Below are 16,837 nucleotides of genomic sequence, written 5' to 3' on the forward strand. Positions count from 1 at the left end.
AGGCAGCGACCCGCCGACCCGGGCATGTGCTAGTGGCCCGTCTCGCATCGTTGGCCGGGTAATCGATGTGAGACGGACCGCTGGAGTCGGATGTCGAGTTCCAGGAGTGGACGCACCAGAGCACACAGAATGGGGAGCGGCGGGCAGGGCCGAGCCCATGGTGAGGAAGCTCAGATCCAGCGCTGAGTGGTCCGGAATGTTCTGGTGCCTCGAGCGGTTGCAGCCGGTTGCTACCAGGCGGTTGCTCGAGACGGGAGAGTACGCGTGAAGATCGGTGACATACAGGTTCTGCCGGTGTGGGACGGGGTGGGGGTCGAGGTGGCGGCGGACATCCTGTCCCGTCCCGGCGTGGAGGATCCGTGGACCTGCCACACCGAGCATCTTGAAGCGGACGGCACCTTGCGTCTCCCGCTCGGCGGCTTTTGCGTCCGCACCGGCGAGCGGACCGTACTCGTTGACACCGGTGTGGGCGCGTTCGACGATGGCCGGTACACGGGAGGGGACCTGCTCTCCTCTCTGGCCAACTACGGAATCACCCCAGCGGACGTGACGGACGTCGTTCTCACCCACCTGCATTTTGACCACATTGGCTGGGTGACGCACAACGGCGCGGCCGTGTTCCCCCGGGCGACCTACCGTGCACACCGGGCCGACTGGGAGTACTTCGTCACCGGCGACAACGCGCAGCCAAGCGCTGTCGACAAGCTCACTCCGCTCGGTACGCGGCTGGAGCTGTTCGACGCGGACTTCACAGTGGCGCCCGGTGTCGATGCGCGCCACGTGCCGGGCCACACCCCCGGCTCCACGGTGTACGTGGTCTCATCCGGTGGCCGTAGGGCCGTCCTGTTGGGGGACGTGGTGCATTCCGTCGTCCAGTTCAGCGAAAGGGATTGGGAGGTAGTCTGGGACGTCGACCCTGCCGCCGCCTCGGCGGTGCGCAACCGGATCGCGGACCAAGCAGCGGACAGAGACGACCTGCTGGTAGCCGCGCACTTCCCTGGCATGCGCTTCGGGCGCGTCGTCGTGGGGGATGGTGACCGCCGCTTCGTGGCTGTCTAGTGGCTTGTCACGCAGCCTTCGCCGGGTATCCGGTCCAGGATCTGATCGGTGAGTCGGGTGCGAAGGCCGTCTTCGGCTCGGCGTTGGCGTTGTGCCAGCGGACGTAGGAGGCGATGGCGGCGTTCTGCTCGTCGTGGCTGCGGTGGTCGGTGCCGTTGAGTGCGAAGTAGCGTAGGGCCGCAAACTCGGACTCGATCCAGTTCAGCCAGGACCCGTAGGTCGGCAGGAAGACCAGCTCGACGTCGTTGTCAGCGGCCCAGGTCTGCACCTCGGTGTGCTTGTGCGGGGAGAAGTTGTCCAGCACCACGTACAGCTTCTCCCCGGGCCAGCGGGCTCGCAGGGCCTTGAGAAGGCCGAGGAACTCGCGCCACCGCTTGCGCTTTCGGATGCGGTAGTACAGCTTGCCGGTGGCCAGATCGAGGGCGGCGAGCATGTGCATCACGCCGCCGTAGCGGTTGTAGGTGGCTCGCAGCCTGCGCGGACGCCTCACCGGGCCCCACGCCTTGCCCTTGCGAGGCATCAGGTTCAGCGGTCCGAACTCGTCGACGCATATCACCCGTCCGCCGGCAGGCGGGGTGTCGTACAGCTCCAGGATGCGGTGCATCTTGGCGATGAACTCCGGGTCGGTGGACGCCTTCCACGTGGTGGTGGTCTTCCAGGAAATCTTGCCGGCGCGAAGGATCCGGCGCAGGGTCTCCCTGCTGATGGCCGCTGTCACCTTCTGTTTGATGAGGTGGTCGGCGAGCTTGCTCAGGCTCCAGGTGGAGAACGCGGTGATCTTCCAGTCGGCGGGGGACGTCCGGGCGATCAGGCAGATATGCTCGCGCACCTTGTCACTGATCGTCCTTGGGCGTCCCCCGCTCCATTTTGGGTCCAGCGCATCCAGCCCCTGCTCGTTGAAGGCGTGGATGACGTCACGTACGTAGTCCTCGCTGACCTGCATCAGCACGGTGATGTCCTTGACCGTCTGGCCCTGGGCGGACATGAGCACCACGATCGCCCGGCGGAGTTTCACCGGGTCCTTCGCGGTCCGGCTGATCCGCTGCAGCTTCCGGCCCTCCTTCATTCTCACCGGCCGGACGAACACACTCGGTCGACGTCCCACAACCACCTCCAAGATCAATCTTGGAGACAGTCTGCTGGGTCACGAGCAACAGGTCGATTACCCGCCGAAGGCTGCGTGACAAGGCACTAGCTGGACGCGGTGGCCCCGTCCTGCGCTCGCGCGGTGTCGTCGGCGAGGTCCTCCTGGGCGCGGTTGGCCTCCAGGTTGGCCTTCATCCGGTCGACCTTGTGCACGATCTGCACCGAGGCCCGGTCCCGCTCCCCGCGCAGCACCACCCAGCTGATCGGTGCCGACAGGACCAGGGAGAGCAGCAGCACCCACAGGAGGTTGGAGTCACCGAAGCCGCGCGGGAAGATGCCCGAGTAGACGGCTCCCCAGACGATCACGAGGCAGCCCGCGAAGATACCGAGGCGCATCAGCGTGTAGCGGAGCATCTCAATCCACTCGTCCGATTCCAAATAGGGTCATCGACCAGTGAAGCACGACCCGGTGCCGATCGTGCAGGGGGGTCTCGCAAGGGGTCAGGCGAGCGGCAGCAGCATGACGATCTCGTCGCGGTCGTCGCCGGGCGCGACGCGGATGGCGTCCGGGACCCGGCCGACCTCCTTGTAGCCGCAGGAGGCGTAGAACCGCTCCAGGCCGTGCCCGCCCCGGCAGGTCAGCCGGATCGCCTCGATGCCTTCGAGGCCGCGGGCCGCGTCCTCGGCGGCGGCGAGCAGGTCACGGCCGTGGCCGCGGCCCTGGTGACGGGGATGGACCATCACCGTGTACAGCCACACCCAGTGGGTCATCAGCCGGTGGGTGTTGCGGGTGAGGAAAGCCGTCGCGGCCACCCGGCCGGCCTCGTCGCGGCCGACGAGCAGCCGGGTGCGGCCCTCGGCCATCTGCGCGAGGTGGCGCACCAGCTCGGGCCGTATCTCGTCGCGGGTCACCGGAGCGACGAAGCCGACGGAACCGCCCGCGTTCGAGACGTCCGTCCACAGGTCGAGGATGCCGTCGCGGAGTGCCGGGGTGATGGCCGGATCGAGAGTGAAGGTAAGAGGCACACAGGCAGTGTATCTATTACCTGCCGCCGGGTTCCGGTCACCCGAGGGCCCGGGCCGCCGCCTCCAGACCGGACCGGCATCCTCCTGGGCGTGGTCGAGAAGCTTCCCGGCCGGCCGGCGAAGGGCGTGCCCTGGCGGTCCTGCTGATCGCCGGGCCGCTCTCCCACGGGCGTCAGCCGGGCGCCGGCGCGTCCGGTGCCGAAGACGGTCCGGGTGGCCGGGAGGCGGAGGGGGCGGCCTCGGCAGGCCGCGGCGGCTCGGCGGAGGGCGGGGAACCCTTCGTCCCGGGGGGACGAAGGGTTCCGCCGGGTACCCCTCGTCGGCCGCGGCCGGCGAGGGGCGGGCGGGCCGGTGCGTCAGACCCGCATCGGCTGCGGCTCGTCGCGGCGGGACGGGTCGGGGCCGTCGTACTCCCGGATGATCTCGTAGCGCGTGTTGCGTTCCACGGGGCGGAAGCCGGCGTCGCGGATCAGTTCCAGGAGGTCTTCGCGGGTCAGCTTGTTCGGCGTGCCGTAGTTGTCCGCGTCGTGCGTGATCTTGTACTCGACGACCGAGCCGTCCATGTCGTCCGCGCCGTGCTGAAGGGCCAGCTGGGCGGTCTGCACGCCGTGCATCACCCAGAAGACCTTCACGTGCGGGACGTTGTCGAAGAGCAGACGGGACACGGCGAAGGTCTTCAGCGCCTCCGCGCCCGTCGCCATCGAGGTGCGCGCCTGGAGGGTGTTGCGTACCTTGCCGTCCTTCATGTCCACGAAGTCGTGCTGGTAGCGCAGCGGGATGAAGACCTGGAAGCCGTTCGTCTCGTCCTGGAGCTCACGGAGACGCAGCACGTGATCGACGCGGTGCCTCGGCTCCTCGATGTGGCCGTACAGCATGGTGCACGGGGTCTTCAGACCCTTCTCGTGCGCCAGCCGGTGGATGCGGGACCAGTCCTCCCAGTGGGTGCGGTGGTCCACGATGTGCTGGCGGACCTCCCAGTCGAAGATCTCCGCGCCGCCGCCGGTCAGCGACTCCAGGCCCGCGTCGATCAGCTCGTCCAGGATCTCCGAGGCGGACAGCCCGCTGATCGTCTCGAAGTGGTGGATCTCGGTCGCCGTGAACGCCTTCAGCGAGACGTTCGGCAGGGCCTTCTTCAGCTCCCGCAGCGACCGCGGGTAGTACCGCCACGGCAGGTTCGGGTGCAGGCCGTTGACGATGTGCAGCTCGGTGAGGTTCTCCGACTCCATCGCCTTGGCGAGCTTGACGGCCTCCTCGATGCGCATCGTGTACGCGTCCTTCTCGCCCGGCTTGCGCTGGAACGAGCAGTACGCGCAGGACGCGGTGCACACGTTCGTCATGTTGAGATGACGGTTGACGTTGAAGTGGACCACGTCACCGTTCTTGCGGGTCCGCACCTCGTGCGCGAGGCCGCCGAGCCAGGCCAGGTCGTCCGACGCGTACAGCGCGATGCCGTCCTCGCGGGTCAGCCGCTCACCGGAACGGACCTTCTCCTCCAGCTCGCGCTTGAGCCCGACGTCCATGGCAACACCTTTCTACGACAGCCCGACCAACGGTATCCCTACACCTCTTCGGGCAGCTCCCCGACCCGGTTCTCCCACTTCGTGGACAGCACGATCGTGGTACGGGTCCGGGAGACACCCTTGGTGCCGCTGAGCCGGCGGATGGTCCGCTCCAGGCCGTCCACGTCCGACGCCCGGACCTTGAGCATGTACGAGTCGTCGCCCGCGATGAACCAGCAGTCCTCGATCTCCGGCAGGTCCCGCAGCCGCTGCGCCACGTCCTCGTGGTCGGCCGCGTCGGAGAGGGAGATGCCGATCAGGGCGGTGACACCGAGGCCGAGGGAGGCCGCGTTCACCGTGGCGCGGTAACCGGTGATGACGCCGGCCGCCTCCAGCCGGTTGATGCGGTCGGTGACGCTGGGGCCCGACAGGCCGACCAGGCGCCCCAGCTCCGCGTACGAGGCCCGGCCGTTCTCCCTCAGTGCCTGGATGAGCTGCCTGTCCACCGCGTCCATGCGATCGAAGCCTTCCGGTGAAAGTTCCTGAAGTGATGAGAGGTACGTACTGCTACTCGCCCCGCGAACCGTCCGCCTGGCCGCCGCCCAGCTCTCCTTGCCAGCGCCGGTACAGTCCGTGGGCGACGCCGGCCGCGTCCAGCACCCGGCCGGCGACGAAGTCCACCAGGTCCTGGATGTGGGTGGCACCCGCGTAGAAGGCGGGCGAGGCCGGGACGACCGCGGCACCGGCGTCGTCCAGGGTGACCAGGTGACGCAGCGTCTGGCCGTTCAAGGGGGTCTCCCGCACGGCCACGACCAGCGGGCGGCGCTCCTTCAGCGTGACGCTCGCCGCGCGCTGGAGGAGGTCCTTGGACAGGCCGAGCGCCACACCGGCCACGCAGGCGGTGGAGGCGGGCACGACGAGCATGCCGCGGGCCGGGTACGAGCCGGAGGACGGGCCGGCCGCGAGGTCGCCCGCGCTCCAGTAGCGGACGCCGCTGACGTCCACGTCGAAGGTGCCGGGCTTGCCGTCGGCGCCGCGGGCCAGCCATTCCCGCAGGTCGTCCTGCCAGTGGGCGTCACGGAAGGGCAGGCCCGTCTCGTCCAGCAGCGTCAGCCGCGACGCCCGGCTGACCACCAGGTCCACCGCTTCGCCAGCCGCCAGCAGCGCCCGCAGCACGGCCGCCGCGTACGGCGTCCCGGAAGCTCCGGACACCCCCACGATCCAAGGCACGCGCTGCGTTTCTCCTGCGTTCACACCTTGAGCGTACCGGCGGACGCCAAGGGGTTCAGGACCGGTGGGGGTCTGGGGCGGCCGGGCGGACGCGGTGTGGCCGCCCGGCCGCGAAGCCGGCGGAGGACGGCGACGGCTAGACGGTGAGCCCTCGTACCAGGAGGTCCAGCAGGGCGCAGACGAACAAGGCGATACCGATGAATCCGTTGACGCTGAAGAACGCCCTGTTCAGACGGGTCAGGTCGTGCGGCCGGACGATCCTGTGCTCGTAGCAGAAGGCCGCCGCGACGATCACCAGGCCCAGCCAGAAGAACGCGCCGGCGCCGGTGGCGAGGGCGTACCAGACGAACAGGGCCGTGGTGACCGTGTGGCACGCGCGGGCGCCCCAGATCGCGGCCGGGATGCCGAAGCGCGCCGGGACCGACAGCACGCCGATCTCACGGTCGGTCTCCACGTCCTGGCAGGCGTAGATCAGGTCGAATCCGCCGATCCATATGCCCACGGCCAGGCCGAGGATCACCGCGTTCCACGACCACTCCCCGCTGATCGCCAGCCAGCCGCCGACCGGGCCCATGGCCTGGGCCAGGCCGAGGATGGCCTGCGGGAAGTTGGTGAACCGCTTGCCGTAGGGGTAGACCACCATCGGCACCACGGCCACCGGCGCGAGGGCCAGGCACAGCGGGTTGAGCAGGGCCGCCGCGCCGAGGAACACCGCCAGGGCGATCAGCGCGCCGGTCCACGCGTGCCGTACCGACATCGCGCCCGTCACCAGTTCCCGGTGCGCCGTGCGCGGGTTGCGGGCGTCGATCTCGCGGTCGATGATCCGGTTGACCGCCATCGCGAACGTGCGCAGGCCGACCATGCACACGGTGACCAGGAGCAGGCGGCCCCAGTGGATGTTCCTGTCCCATTCGTACATCGCCGTCAGCGAGGCGATGTAGGCGAAGGGGAGCGCGAAGACCGAGTGCTCGATCATCACCAGGCGGAGGAACGCCTTGGTCCGGCCCGGCTGGGCGATGGCAGCGGAAGCGCTGCTCATAGTCCGTACTCCTTCCAGCGGCGGTCCACCAAGGCCGCCGTATCCGGGTCCGACAGGACCATGTCCGGCCACCCGCCGTCGCGGGTGTAGCCCTCCTCCGGCCACTTCCGCGTGGCGTCGATGCCCGCCTTGCCGCCCCAGAACTGCTGGTAGGAGGCGTGGTCGAGGTGATCGACGGGACCTTCGGCCACCGTGAGGTCGCGGGCGTAGTCGGTGTTGCCGAGGGCCCGCCAGGCGACCTCGTGCAGGTCGTGGACGTCGCAGTCGGCGTCCACGACCACGATCAGCTTGGTGAGGGACATCATGTGCGCCCCCCAGACGGCGTGCATCACCTTCTGCGCGTGCTTGGGGTACTTCTTGTCGATCGAGACGATCGCGCAGTTGTGGAAGCCGCCGGCCTCGGGCAGGTGGTAGTCCACGATGTCCGGGATGATGATCTTGAGCAGGGGCAGGAAGAAACGTTCCGTGGCCCGGCCGAGAGGGCCGTCCTCCGTCGGAGGGCGGCCGACGACGATCGACTGGAGCAGCGGGCGCCTGCGCATCGTCACGCAGTCGATCTTCAGCGCCGGGAACGGCTCCTGCGGGGTGTAGAAGCCGGTGTGGTCGCCGAAGGGACCCTCGGGCAGCATCTCGCCGGGCTCCAGCCAGCCCTCCAGGACCACCTCGGCGTGGGCGGGCACCTGGAGCGGGACCGTCTTGCAGTCGGTCATCTCGATGCGCTTGCCCGCGATGAAGCCGGCGAAGAGGTACTCGTCGATGTCGCCGGGCAGAGGCGCGGTGGAGGCGTACGTCACGGCGGGCGGGCAGCCGAAGGCGATGGCCACCGGGAGGCGCTCGCCCCGGCGCGCGGCCACCTGGTAGTGGTTGCGGCTGTCCTTGTGGATCTGCCAGTGCATGCCGATCGTGCGCCGGTCGTGGCGCTGGAGGCGGTACAGGCCGAGGTTGCGGACGCCGGTCTCGGGGTCCTTGGTGTGGGTCAGGCCGAGGTTGAAGAAGGAGCCGCCGTCCTTCGGCCAGGTGAACAGCGCCGGGAGCCGGTCCAGGTCGACGTCGTCACCGCGCAGGACGACCTCCTGCACGGGCGCCTCCTTGACCTTGCGCGGCGGGACGTGGGTCATCGCGCCCAGCTTCCCGAAGGCCTCGCGCACGCCGACGAAGCCGTGCGGCAGCTCGGGCCGCAGCAGGCCGCCGATCTTGTCGGAGATCTCGTCGTACGACTTCAGGCCCAGCGCCTTCAGCAGGCGGCGGTCGGTGCCGTACACGTTCATCGCGAGCGGCAGGTCGCAGCCGCGCACGTTCTCGAAGAGCAGCGCCGGACCGCCGGACTTCTGCACCCGGTCGACGATCTCCCCGACCTCCAGATACGGGTCGACCTCGGCCTTGATGCGCTTGAGGTCGCCCTCGCGCTCCAGCGCCCGGAGCAGGGAGCGAAGATCGTCGTAAGCCATGTGCCCCAGTATCGCCGACGTACCGCTTTGTCCCGGTGCCCACCCCCCGGTTCCGGCGGGGCCGGGCCGGCGCCGGCTCGGGCGGGCGCGGGCACGGTGGGCTTCGCCGCGGCGCGGCACGGACAGCGGCAGGCCGGTCACCGGGCTAGGGCCGCTCCCGCCCCTGCTGTGCGATCAGTCGCTCGAGCCGGTCCCGCCAGCGCTGTTCCGACTCCTCCTCGCCCTGGAACTCGTGCGTCAGGCGCAGCGCGCTGCCGTCCTCGTCCCGTTCCAGGTGGAACCGGACCCGGCCGCCGCCCTCCACCGTGTACTCCGCGACCCGGTCCACGTCCCACGCGGTGACCTGCCCGCTGCCCAGCCCGCGCAGGGTGACCGCGCCGCCGAGCCGGGGTTCGAGCACCTCGGCCGGGGTCCACCAGGCGGCCAGCCCCTCGGGCGTGGACACCGCGGGCCAGACCTCCTCCATGCCCCGCGAGAGCCGCACGACGAAGTGCAGGATGTGCGTGTTCCCGTGGGTCTGGCTGGTGCCCTGTGCGATGGAACCGCTCATGTCTCCAGCCTGCCCCCGGCCCCGGGCCCGCGCACGCCTGTCCGTACGACGAAGGCCGGCCCCCGTGACGCGTGTCGCGGGAGCCGGCCTCGTGCCGGACGGCGGGGGCTTACACGCCCGCGTAGGAGTGCTTGCCGGAGACGAAGATGTTGACGCCGTAGTAGTTGAACAGCCAGCAGCCGAACGCGATCAGCGCCAGGTAGGCGGCCTTGCGGCCCTTCCAGCCGGCCGTGGCCCGCGCGTGCAGGTAGCAGGCGTAGGCGACCCAGGTGATGAAGGACCAGGTCTCCTTCGGGTCCCAGTTCCAGTACCGGCCCCAGGCGTCGCCCGCCCAGATCGCGCCCGCGATGATCGTGAACGTCCACAGCGGGAAGACGGCCGCGTTGATCCGGTAGGCGAACTTGTCCAGGGACGCGGAGGCGGGCAGGCGCTCCAGGACCGAGGAGGCGAACCTGCCCGGCTTGCCGCCGGCCTGGAGCTTGTTCTCGTAGGAGTCCTTGAACAGGTACAGGATCGTGGCGACCGCGCCGACGTAGAACACCGCGCCGCAGAAGATCGCGGTGGAGACGTGGATGTACAGCCAGTACGAGTGCAGGGCCGGCACCAGCTGGTCGCTGGCCGTGTACAGGACGGTGACCGCGAGGCCCAGGTCGAGCAGGACCGTGGTGATCAGGAACAGTCCGAGCCAGCGCACGTTCTTCTTCAGCGCCAGCAGCGCGAGGTATACGCCGACGGCGACCGTGGAGAAGGTGATGTTGAACTCGTACATGTTGCCCCACGGCGCCCGCTCCACGGAGGCCGCGCGGGCGACGACACCGGCCAGCTCCACCAGGAAGGCGAGCACGGTGAGCGAGATGGCGATCCGGCCGTACAGGTCGCCCTGCTCGTCGCCGCCGTGCGCGCCGGGCCCGTCCGGCACGTCCCGCGCGCCGGAGGCCGAGCGGACGACGACCTTGGGCCGCTCCAGCACGGCGGTGCCCCCGCCCTTGCGGACGGTGACGGCCGGGCCGCCGGCCGTCCGCGCGCCGCCTTCGGCGGTGAGCGCGGCGGCCGTCCGGGCGACCTTGCTGCGGCTGCCGAACAGCCACTCGGCGATGTAGGCGAAGAAGGCCAGGGTGTAGACGGCCATCGACGAGTAGATCAGCGTGTTGCTGACGCTCGCGAGATGTTCGTTGGTCGCGGCGGCGAGAGTCACTTCTCAGCCCCTTCGGCAGGTACGACGTGGCGGTCGGGTGTGGGTGCGGAATGGTCGTCGGGTCCGGGCGCGGCCGGCGCCCGGTCGTAGAGGTGTCCGGCCAGCTCGCCCAGTTCCTCGGGCACCTTCGCCGACTCGCTGCGGCCGAGCCCGGCCATCTCGACCACCGTGACGCCGTCGGCGCCGCGCACCGCCCGCACCCACACGCGGCGGCGCTGGATGAACAGGGAACCGGCCAGGCCGAGGATCGCGACGAGGGCGCCGCCGAGCGCCCAGCCGCCGCCCGGCTCCTGCACGATCTCGAAGCCGGCCCACTCCTTGACGTCCTTCTCGAAGGTGACGGTGCCGGCGCCGCCGGGCAGCTTCATGGTCTCGCCGGGCTTGAGGTTGTCCCTCAGCTGCGCGCCCTTGGCGTCCTTGTAGTCCTTCATGTGGGTCTTGTCGAGCTGGTACACGCTCTGCGGCAGGCCCGAGTCGACGCCCAGGTCGCCGTGGTACGGCTCCAGGTTCAGCACCGGGTTGAGCAGCGCCGGGAAGGTCGAGGCGATCTCCATGCCGGCGCCGCCGTAGGTCGGCAGGAAGAAGGCCTTGATGCCGAGCTGCTCCTTCTTGCCCTTGGCGTCGCGGTAGCCGTCCATGACCTTGACGACGCCCTGGGAGGTGACGTTGCCGTCGAGCGGCAGCAGCGGCACGGCGTCGCGGTAGACCACCTTGCCCCGGCCGTCCCGGACGGTGATCACGGGTGCGTAGCCGTGGCTGACCAGGTAGACCTTGGAGTCGCCGATCTTCAGCGGCTCGTTGACCTTGACGGTGGTCGTGGTCTCCTTGCCGTACGCGCCCTCGCTGTAGCGGATCTTCGCCTGGAAGGTGCGCGGAGTGCCCCGGTTGGGGCCGGTCAGTTCGTACGTCCCCTTGAAGTCCTTCAGGCCGAAGCTGAACGGGACCAGGTCGTCGGGCTCGAAGAGGCTGCCGGACTTGAAGTCGTCGTACATCGGCAGCGCGTTGGAGAAGCCGTCGCCCTCCACCATCAGCTTGGTGCCGTCCGACTTGAACAGCTGGCCGGAGGCGAAGGCGATCAGCAGCACGATCAGGGCGATGTGGAAGGCCAGGTTGCCCAGCTCGCGCAGATAGCCCTTCTCGGCGGCGACGGCGTCACCGGCGGCGTGGGCCCGGAAGCGGCGCTTCTTCAGCAGGGCGAGCGCGGCCTCGCGGACCTGCTCGGGGTCCTCGGTGGTGGTCCAGGTGGTGTAGGCGGGCAGCCGGGACAGGCGCTTGGGGGCGCCCGGCGGCCGGCCGCGCAGCTGGCCGACGAACTGCCAGGTGCGCGGGATGATGCAGCCGATGAGGGAGACGAACAGCAGGATGTAGATCGCGGAGAACCACACCGAGCTGTAGACGTGGAACAGGCCCAGCTTGTCGTAGACCGGCGCCAGCGTCCGGTGCGCGGCGCGGAATTCCTCGACCTTGGCGGCGTCCGCGCCGGTCTGCGGGATCAGCGAGCCGGGGATCGCGCCCAGCGAGAGCAGCAGGAGCAGCAGCAGCGCGACCCGCATGGAGGTCAGCTGCCGCCAGAACCAGCGGGCCCAGCCGATGACACCGAGGCCGGGCAGGCTCACCGCCTCCTCCTGCGGGGCGGTGGACAGCCGGGAGCCGGCGGCGCCCAGCTCCTCCTGGTCCCGGCCGGTGTCGGTGTCGGTGTCGCTCATCGGTCAGATCCCCACATTGAAGCCGTTGGTCCAGGTCTGCATCTGCTGCACCAGACCGCCCCAGGCACCGGTCAGCAGCAGCACACCGGTCACGATCATCATCGAGCCGCCGATGCGCGTCACCCAGACATAGTGGCGCTTGACCCAGGCGAAGGCGCCGAGCGCCTTGCGGAAGGCGATCGCGGTGACGACGAACGGGACGCCGAGGCCGAGGCAGTACACGAGCATCAGCAGCGAGCCCCGGGCCGCGCTCGACTCGTTCAGCGACAGGAAGTTCACCGAGGACAGCGTCGGGCCCATGCAGGGCGTCCAGCCGACGCCGAAGAGGGCACCGAGGACCGGCGCCCCCGCCAGGCCGCCCGTGGGCCGCTTGTGGAAGCGGAACTCGCGCATGGCGAACCAGGGCGTCAGGCCCATGAAGAACACGCCCATGATGATCATGAGCACGCCGAGGACCTTGGACAGGGTGCTCTGGTAGTCGATCAGGTTGGCGCCGAAGTAGCCGAACAGCGCCCCGCTGGAGACGAAGACGGCGCTGAAGCCGAGCACGAACAGGGAGGCGCCGGCCACCATCCGGCCCCGTCTGGCCTCGGCCAGGTCGGCGCCCGCGACGCCGGTCACATAGGAGAGGTAGCCGGGGACCAGCGGCAGCACACAGGGCGAGAAGAACGACACGAGTCCGGCGAACAGGGCGATCGGCAGGGCGACCAGCAGGGCGCCGTGCAGGACCGTCTGGTTGCGGCCGGTCTCCGCGGCCAGTGTCAGCAGTGCGCTCACGTCACTTCTCCGTGAGGACCGGCTTGATCATCTCCACCAGGCCGGTGTCGTCGAGCGCCTCCAGGGCCCGCGCGGCGACCTTGCCGTGCCGGTCGATGACGAGCGTGGAGGGGACGATCTGCGGGTTGAGCGTGCCCTTCTTGAAGCGCAGCATGAGCTTGCCCGTGGGGTCGTACAGGCTCGGGTACTCGACGCCGTGCTCCTTCTCGAAGTTCACGGCCGGGGTGGTACTGGTGTCGCGGGTGTTGATGCCGACGAACTGTACGCCCTTGTCCGCGTAGTCCTTGGAGACCTTGGCGAAGTACTTGGCCTCGTTGCGGCACGGTCCGCACCACGAGCCCCAGACGTTGATGACGACGACCTTGCCCTTGTAGTCGGCGACGTCGAGGGTCTTGCCGTCGATGGTCTTGCCGGACAGGTCCGGAGCCGTGGCGCGCTTGCCGGCCGCGACGGTGTCGATGCCGTTGCTGCCGGTGACGAAGTGGGTGTCGCCACCGCCACCGGAGATGCCGCCCTTGCCACACGCGGACAGGGTCAGGGCCGCCGCGGCGGCCGCGGCGGTGAGCAGGACGGCGCGGCTACGGGTACTCATGTGAAAAGTTTCGCATGCCTGTCCCGAGGATTTCGCGCACCCCCCTGCCGGGCCGAAAACCGCATTTCAGGGCGTATTTACACGGGACATTCAGGACATCAGGCCGCGTTGGACGCGGCGCCTCCGGTCTTCCGCAGGAACTCCTTCCAGCCCCCGGCGGGCCGCTGCCCGACCCCGAGCGTGCGCAGCTTGGCGAGGACCTCGGGCTTCTGCACGTCCATCCAGTCCACGTACTGCCGGAAGGAGACCAGGCGCACGTCGGCGCCCTTCTCCTTCTCGCGCGCGATGTGCTTGAAGGCCTCCTCGACGGCGTCCATGTAGATGCCGCCGTTCCACTGCTCGAAGTGGTTGCCGATGAAGAACGGCGCCCGGTTCGTCTCGTAGGCCCGCTGGAATCCCTGGATGTACGCCTGCGCGGACTGCTTGCGCCAGCCCGGGTAGTTGTACGCGGGTGCCTTGGTCGAGTTGACCGACTGGTTGGCGAGCATGTTGTAGTCCATGGACAGGACCTCGAACCTGCGTCCGGGGAAAGGTATCTGCTGCAAGGGCAGGTCCCATATGCCGTGGCGCTTGACCGGCCACACCTGACGGCCGCCCGGCGAGGAGGCGTCGTAGCGCCAGCCCAGCTCCTTGGCGGTGGGCAGCAGGTTGTCCTGGCCGAGCAGACAGGGCGTACGGCCGCCGACCAGTTCCTTGTCGTAGTCGAACGGCAGCGAGGGCAGATCGGTCCAGCCGGTGTTGGTCCGCCACTCCTTCACGAACGCCTTGGCCTGGCGGATCTCGCTGCCCCACTGCTGCGGGGTCCAGTTCGCGACCGTGCCGCCGCCCGCGCAGAAGTGCCCGTTGAAGTGGGTGCCGATCTCGTGCCCCTCCAGCCAGGCCCGGCGCACGTTGGTGAGCGTGGCCTTGATGTGCTCGTCCGTGAGGTAGCCGATGTCGGAGGCGCCGCGCGGGTTGTTCGGCGGCTCGTACATCCGCTTCTTCGACTCGGGCAGCAGATACAGCCCCGAGAGGAAGAAGGTCATGGCCGCGCCGTGCTCCTTGGCGAGGTCCAGGAAGCGCGGGAAGAGGCCGTTGCCGACCTCGCCGGCGCCGTCCCAGGAGAAGATCACGAACTGCGGCGGGGTCTGTCCCGGCTCCAGCGGCTCGGGCCGGGCCGGCTGGTGCGGCTGCTTGCCGGTGAAGGAGGTGGAACCGTCGCCGATGGGCCGCGCCGGGCGGGCCTCGCCCCTGCTCCCCTGCGTCCGGGAACCGGCCGGGCGCCCGGCGCCGTCCGAGGACGTGGAACCGCCGCACCCGGCGAGCGAGACGGCGGCGGCCGCACCCGCGCCGAGGCCGAGTGCTCCCCGCCGGGAGAGGGTCCGGGAGAAGGTGCGCATGGAAAACCCCGATCGTCACTGCCTGCTGGTTCACCCAGTCAGAGGGCAGCAAGATCGGGGAGGTTCCGATGATTCTTACGCTTTTCGTAAAAAAGGTCGCGACAGTGCGCTAAGCCACGCCAAACGGACGCTCAGTGACCACCGCCGGCGGTTCTCAGGCGCCGAAGGCCTTGCCCTGGGCCGTGCCCTTGCCCTTCTGGGGCCTGGCACCGGCGCGCAGATGGACCGGGACCAGGTCGATGGCGGGCTCGCTGTAGCCCACGGACACGATCCTGTCGCCCTGGTAGGTGAACGACGTCAGGGAGGCCAGGGTGCACTGCCGCTTGCGCGGGTCGTGCCACAGCCGCCGCCGCTCGACGTACGACCGCACGATCCAGATCGGCAGCTGGTGGCTGACCAGCACCGCCTCGTGCCCGCGCGCCTGGTCCCTGGCCGCGTTCAGCGCGCCCATCATCCGTACGACCTGGTCGATGTACGGCTCGCCCCAGGACGGCCGGAACGGGTTGACGAGGTGCTTCCAGTTCTCCGGCCGCTGGAGCGCGCCGTCGCCGACGCCGAAGGTCTTGCCCTGGAAGACGTTGTCGGCCTCGATCAGCCGCCCGTCGGTGGCCAGGTCCAGCCCGTGCGCCTTGGCGATCGGGGTGGCGGTCTCCTGCGCCCGCTCCAGCGGCGAGGCGCAGACGTAGGCCACGTCCCGGGAGGACAGGTGCTCGGCGACCCGCTCGGCCATCTGCCGGCCCAGCTCGGACAGGTGGTAGCCGGGCAGCCGCCCGTACAGGATCCCGTCCGGGTTCTCGACCTCGCCGTGCCGCATGAGGTGGACGACGGTGATGTCCTTGCTGTCGCTCATTCGGCCGTGGCCTCCGCAGCCGCCCGGGCCGCCGCCGGAAGGGCGTCGGCGATCTTCTGCACGGCCCGCTCGTCGTGGGCCGTGGACACGAACCAGGACTCGAAGGACGACGGCGGCAGATAGACGCCGTTCGCCAGCATCGAGTGGAAGAACGCGGTGAAGCGGAAGGATTCCTGCCGCTTGGCGTCCTCGTAGTCCCGTACCCGCCGGTCCGTGAAGAACACCGAGAACATGTTGGAGGCGGTCTGCACCCGGTGCGCGACGCCCTCCTTGGTCAGGGCCTCGCTCACCAGCGTGCGGATCTGCTCGGACACGGCGTCGACCTTGCCGTACGCGGCGTCGTCGAGCAGCCGCAGCTGGGCGAGACCGGCGGCGGTGGCGACGGGATTGCCGGAGAGGGTGCCGGCCTGGTAGACGGGCCCGGCCGGAGCGAGGTGCGCCATGACATCGGCGCGCCCGCCGAACGCGGCGGCCGGGAACCCGCCGCCCATCACCTTGCCGAACGTCATCAGGTCGGGCTTGACGCCCTCCACGCCGTACCACCCTGCGCGGCTGGTGCGGAAACCGGTCATCACCTCGTCGGAGATGAACAGCGCGCCGTTCTTGCCGCAGGCGTCCTTCAGGCCCTGGTTGAACCCGGGGTCCGGCGGCACCACGCCCATGTTGCCCGGCGAGGCCTCCGTGATCACACAGGCGATCTCGCCGGGGTGCCGGTGGAAGGCCTCCAGGACGGCCTCCAGGTCGTTGTACGGCAGCACGATCGTGTCACCGGCCTGGGCCCCGGTGACACCGGGCGTGTCCGGCAGCGCGAACGTGGCCACGCCACTGCCGGCGGCGGCGAGCAGCGAGTCGACGTGCCCGTGGTAGCACCCGGCGAACTTGATCACCTTCGAGCGCCGGGTGAACCCGCGGGCGAGCCGGATGGCCGACATGGTGGCCTCGGTGCCGCTGCTGACCAGCCGCACCTGCTCCACGGGCTCGACCCGGGCGACGATCTCCTCGGCCAGCTCCACCTCGCCCTGGCCGGGCGTGCCGAAGGACGTGCCCCGGGCGACGGCCTCCTGTACGGCGGCGATGACCTCGGGGTGCGCGTGCCCGAGGATCATCGGTCCCCAGGAGCACACCAGGTCGACGTACTCGCGGCCGTCGGCGTCGGTGAGGTAGGGGCCCTTGCCCGACACCATGAAGCGGGGCGTGCCGCCGACGGCGCGGAAGGCGCGCACCGGGGAGTTCACTCCACCCGGCGTGACCGCGGAGGCACGGTCGAAGAGCGCCTGCGAGACGGGCGCGTCGTAGGGATAGGGCGTTTCGCTCGTGGCACTCATGACGTGCGGCTTCTCCGGCTTCTCGACTCCGGTTGCGGGGTGACCTCCTCAGGGTAGGCCGCGGCCCGGCCGGACC

The 16,837-nt window shown here is 69.7% G+C and carries 17 protein-coding genes; 1 reads left to right on the forward strand and 16 read right to left on the reverse strand.

The window, feature by feature from the left end; translation table 11 throughout:
* The first annotated feature begins 264 nt into the window (after positions 1–264).
* Positions 265–1,059 carry an MBL fold metallo-hydrolase gene (locus SCK26_RS16060; protein ID WP_318201992.1) on the forward strand — a complete coding sequence of 265 codons (795 nt, stop codon included), beginning with the start codon at positions 265–267 and terminating at the stop codon, positions 1,057–1,059.
* A 7-nt stretch (positions 1,060–1,066) separates the two neighbouring features.
* Here SCK26_RS16060 and SCK26_RS16065 read toward each other — a convergent pair whose 3' ends face one another.
* The 16 genes from SCK26_RS16065 to hemL all read right to left on the reverse strand — a co-directional run bounded on the left by SCK26_RS16065 (position 1,067) and on the right by hemL (position 16,761).
* Entirely contained in the window at positions 1,067–2,125 is a 1,059-nt protein-coding gene (locus SCK26_RS16065; protein ID WP_318206020.1) for an IS630 family transposase, read from the reverse strand.
* Between the two features lie 125 nt (positions 2,126–2,250).
* Positions 2,251–2,559, reverse strand: a complete 309-nt coding sequence (locus SCK26_RS16070) for a DUF4229 domain-containing protein (protein WP_318201993.1) — start codon at positions 2,557–2,559, stop codon at positions 2,251–2,253.
* 87 nt (positions 2,560–2,646) lie between these two features.
* Positions 2,647–3,171: a GNAT family N-acetyltransferase gene (locus SCK26_RS16075; RefSeq protein WP_318201994.1), complete on the reverse strand. Its 525-nt coding sequence runs from the start codon at positions 3,169–3,171 to the stop codon at positions 2,647–2,649.
* Positions 3,172–3,527: 356 nt separating this feature from the next.
* The gene (gene mqnE, locus SCK26_RS16085) at positions 3,528–4,691 is read right to left on the reverse strand and encodes an aminofutalosine synthase MqnE (protein ID WP_318201995.1); all 1,164 of its coding nucleotides are present in this window, start codon (positions 4,689–4,691) and stop codon (positions 3,528–3,530) included.
* Between the two features lie 38 nt (positions 4,692–4,729).
* Positions 4,730–5,185: an Lrp/AsnC family transcriptional regulator gene (locus SCK26_RS16090; RefSeq protein ID WP_030601569.1), complete on the reverse strand. Its 456-nt coding sequence runs from the start codon at positions 5,183–5,185 to the stop codon at positions 4,730–4,732.
* Between the two features lie 52 nt (positions 5,186–5,237).
* The gene (locus SCK26_RS16095) at positions 5,238–5,900 is read right to left on the reverse strand and encodes a UbiX family flavin prenyltransferase (RefSeq protein WP_318201996.1); all 663 of its coding nucleotides are present in this window, start codon (positions 5,898–5,900) and stop codon (positions 5,238–5,240) included.
* 136 nt (positions 5,901–6,036) lie between these two features.
* Entirely contained in the window at positions 6,037–6,939 is a 903-nt protein-coding gene (mqnP, locus tag SCK26_RS16100; protein WP_318201997.1) for a menaquinone biosynthesis prenyltransferase MqnP, read from the reverse strand.
* Positions 6,936–8,387: a menaquinone biosynthesis decarboxylase gene (locus tag SCK26_RS16105; RefSeq protein WP_318201998.1), complete on the reverse strand. Its 1,452-nt coding sequence runs from the start codon at positions 8,385–8,387 to the stop codon at positions 6,936–6,938. The genes mqnP and SCK26_RS16105 overlap by 4 nt, the downstream gene beginning before the upstream one ends.
* A 145-nt stretch (positions 8,388–8,532) precedes the next feature.
* Positions 8,533–8,937 carry an SRPBCC domain-containing protein gene (locus SCK26_RS16110; RefSeq protein WP_318201999.1) on the reverse strand — a complete coding sequence of 135 codons (405 nt, stop codon included), beginning with the start codon at positions 8,935–8,937 and terminating at the stop codon, positions 8,533–8,535.
* A gap of 109 nt (positions 8,938–9,046) precedes the next feature.
* A complete protein-coding gene (gene ccsB / locus SCK26_RS16115; RefSeq protein WP_318202000.1) occupies positions 9,047–10,132 on the reverse strand; it encodes a c-type cytochrome biogenesis protein CcsB in 1,086 nt (361 codons plus the stop codon).
* Complete coding sequence (locus tag SCK26_RS16120; protein WP_318202001.1) at positions 10,129–11,838, reverse strand: cytochrome c biogenesis protein ResB; 1,710 nt, start codon at positions 11,836–11,838, stop codon at positions 10,129–10,131. The genes ccsB and SCK26_RS16120 overlap by 4 nt, the downstream gene beginning before the upstream one ends.
* Positions 11,839–11,841: 3 nt before the next feature.
* Entirely contained in the window at positions 11,842–12,615 is a 774-nt protein-coding gene (locus tag SCK26_RS16125; RefSeq protein ID WP_318202002.1) for a cytochrome c biogenesis CcdA family protein, read from the reverse strand.
* Between the two features lies 1 nt (position 12,616).
* Complete coding sequence (locus SCK26_RS16130; RefSeq protein WP_318202003.1) at positions 12,617–13,207, reverse strand: TlpA disulfide reductase family protein; 591 nt, start codon at positions 13,205–13,207, stop codon at positions 12,617–12,619.
* Between the two features lie 98 nt (positions 13,208–13,305).
* Entirely contained in the window at positions 13,306–14,586 is a 1,281-nt protein-coding gene (locus SCK26_RS16135; protein ID WP_318202004.1) for a hypothetical protein, read from the reverse strand.
* Positions 14,587–14,740: 154 nt separating this feature from the next.
* Positions 14,741–15,436, reverse strand: a complete 696-nt coding sequence (locus SCK26_RS16140; protein ID WP_318202005.1) for a histidine phosphatase family protein — start codon at positions 15,434–15,436, stop codon at positions 14,741–14,743.
* Positions 15,433–16,761 (reverse strand): glutamate-1-semialdehyde 2,1-aminomutase, encoded by a 1,329-nt coding sequence (hemL, locus tag SCK26_RS16145; protein ID WP_318202006.1) that lies wholly within the window; start codon positions 16,759–16,761, stop codon positions 15,433–15,435. The genes SCK26_RS16140 and hemL overlap by 4 nt, the downstream gene beginning before the upstream one ends.
* Between the last annotated feature and the right edge of the window lie 76 nt (positions 16,762–16,837).

Origin of the sequence: Streptomyces sp. SCL15-4 (genome assembly GCF_033366695.1) — a bacterium.
Classification (GTDB): domain Bacteria; phylum Actinomycetota; class Actinomycetes; order Streptomycetales; family Streptomycetaceae; genus Streptomyces.

Coding starts and splice junctions, on each gene's coding strand:
- SCK26_RS16065 (WP_318206020.1), bottom strand. CDS start 2,125: ATGAAGGAGGGCCGGAAGCTGCAGCGGATCAGCCGGACCGCGAAGGAC.
- SCK26_RS16130 (WP_318202003.1), bottom strand. CDS start 13,207: ATGAGTACCCGTAGCCGCGCCGTCCTGCTCACCGCCGCGGCCGCCGCG.
- SCK26_RS16120 (WP_318202001.1), bottom strand. CDS start 11,838: ATGAGCGACACCGACACCGACACCGGCCGGGACCAGGAGGAGCTGGGC.
- SCK26_RS16135 (WP_318202004.1), bottom strand. CDS start 14,586: ATGCGCACCTTCTCCCGGACCCTCTCCCGGCGGGGAGCACTCGGCCTC.
- SCK26_RS16110 (WP_318201999.1), bottom strand. CDS start 8,937: ATGAGCGGTTCCATCGCACAGGGCACCAGCCAGACCCACGGGAACACG.
- SCK26_RS16090 (WP_030601569.1), bottom strand. CDS start 5,185: ATGGACGCGGTGGACAGGCAGCTCATCCAGGCACTGAGGGAGAACGGC.
- SCK26_RS16070 (WP_318201993.1), bottom strand. CDS start 2,559: ATGCTCCGCTACACGCTGATGCGCCTCGGTATCTTCGCGGGCTGCCTC.
- mqnE (WP_318201995.1), bottom strand. CDS start 4,691: ATGGACGTCGGGCTCAAGCGCGAGCTGGAGGAGAAGGTCCGTTCCGGT.
- SCK26_RS16105 (WP_318201998.1), bottom strand. CDS start 8,387: ATGGCTTACGACGATCTTCGCTCCCTGCTCCGGGCGCTGGAGCGCGAG.
- mqnP (WP_318201997.1), bottom strand. CDS start 6,939: ATGAGCAGCGCTTCCGCTGCCATCGCCCAGCCGGGCCGGACCAAGGCG.
- hemL (WP_318202006.1), bottom strand. CDS start 16,761: ATGAGTGCCACGAGCGAAACGCCCTATCCCTACGACGCGCCCGTCTCG.
- SCK26_RS16140 (WP_318202005.1), bottom strand. CDS start 15,436: ATGAGCGACAGCAAGGACATCACCGTCGTCCACCTCATGCGGCACGGC.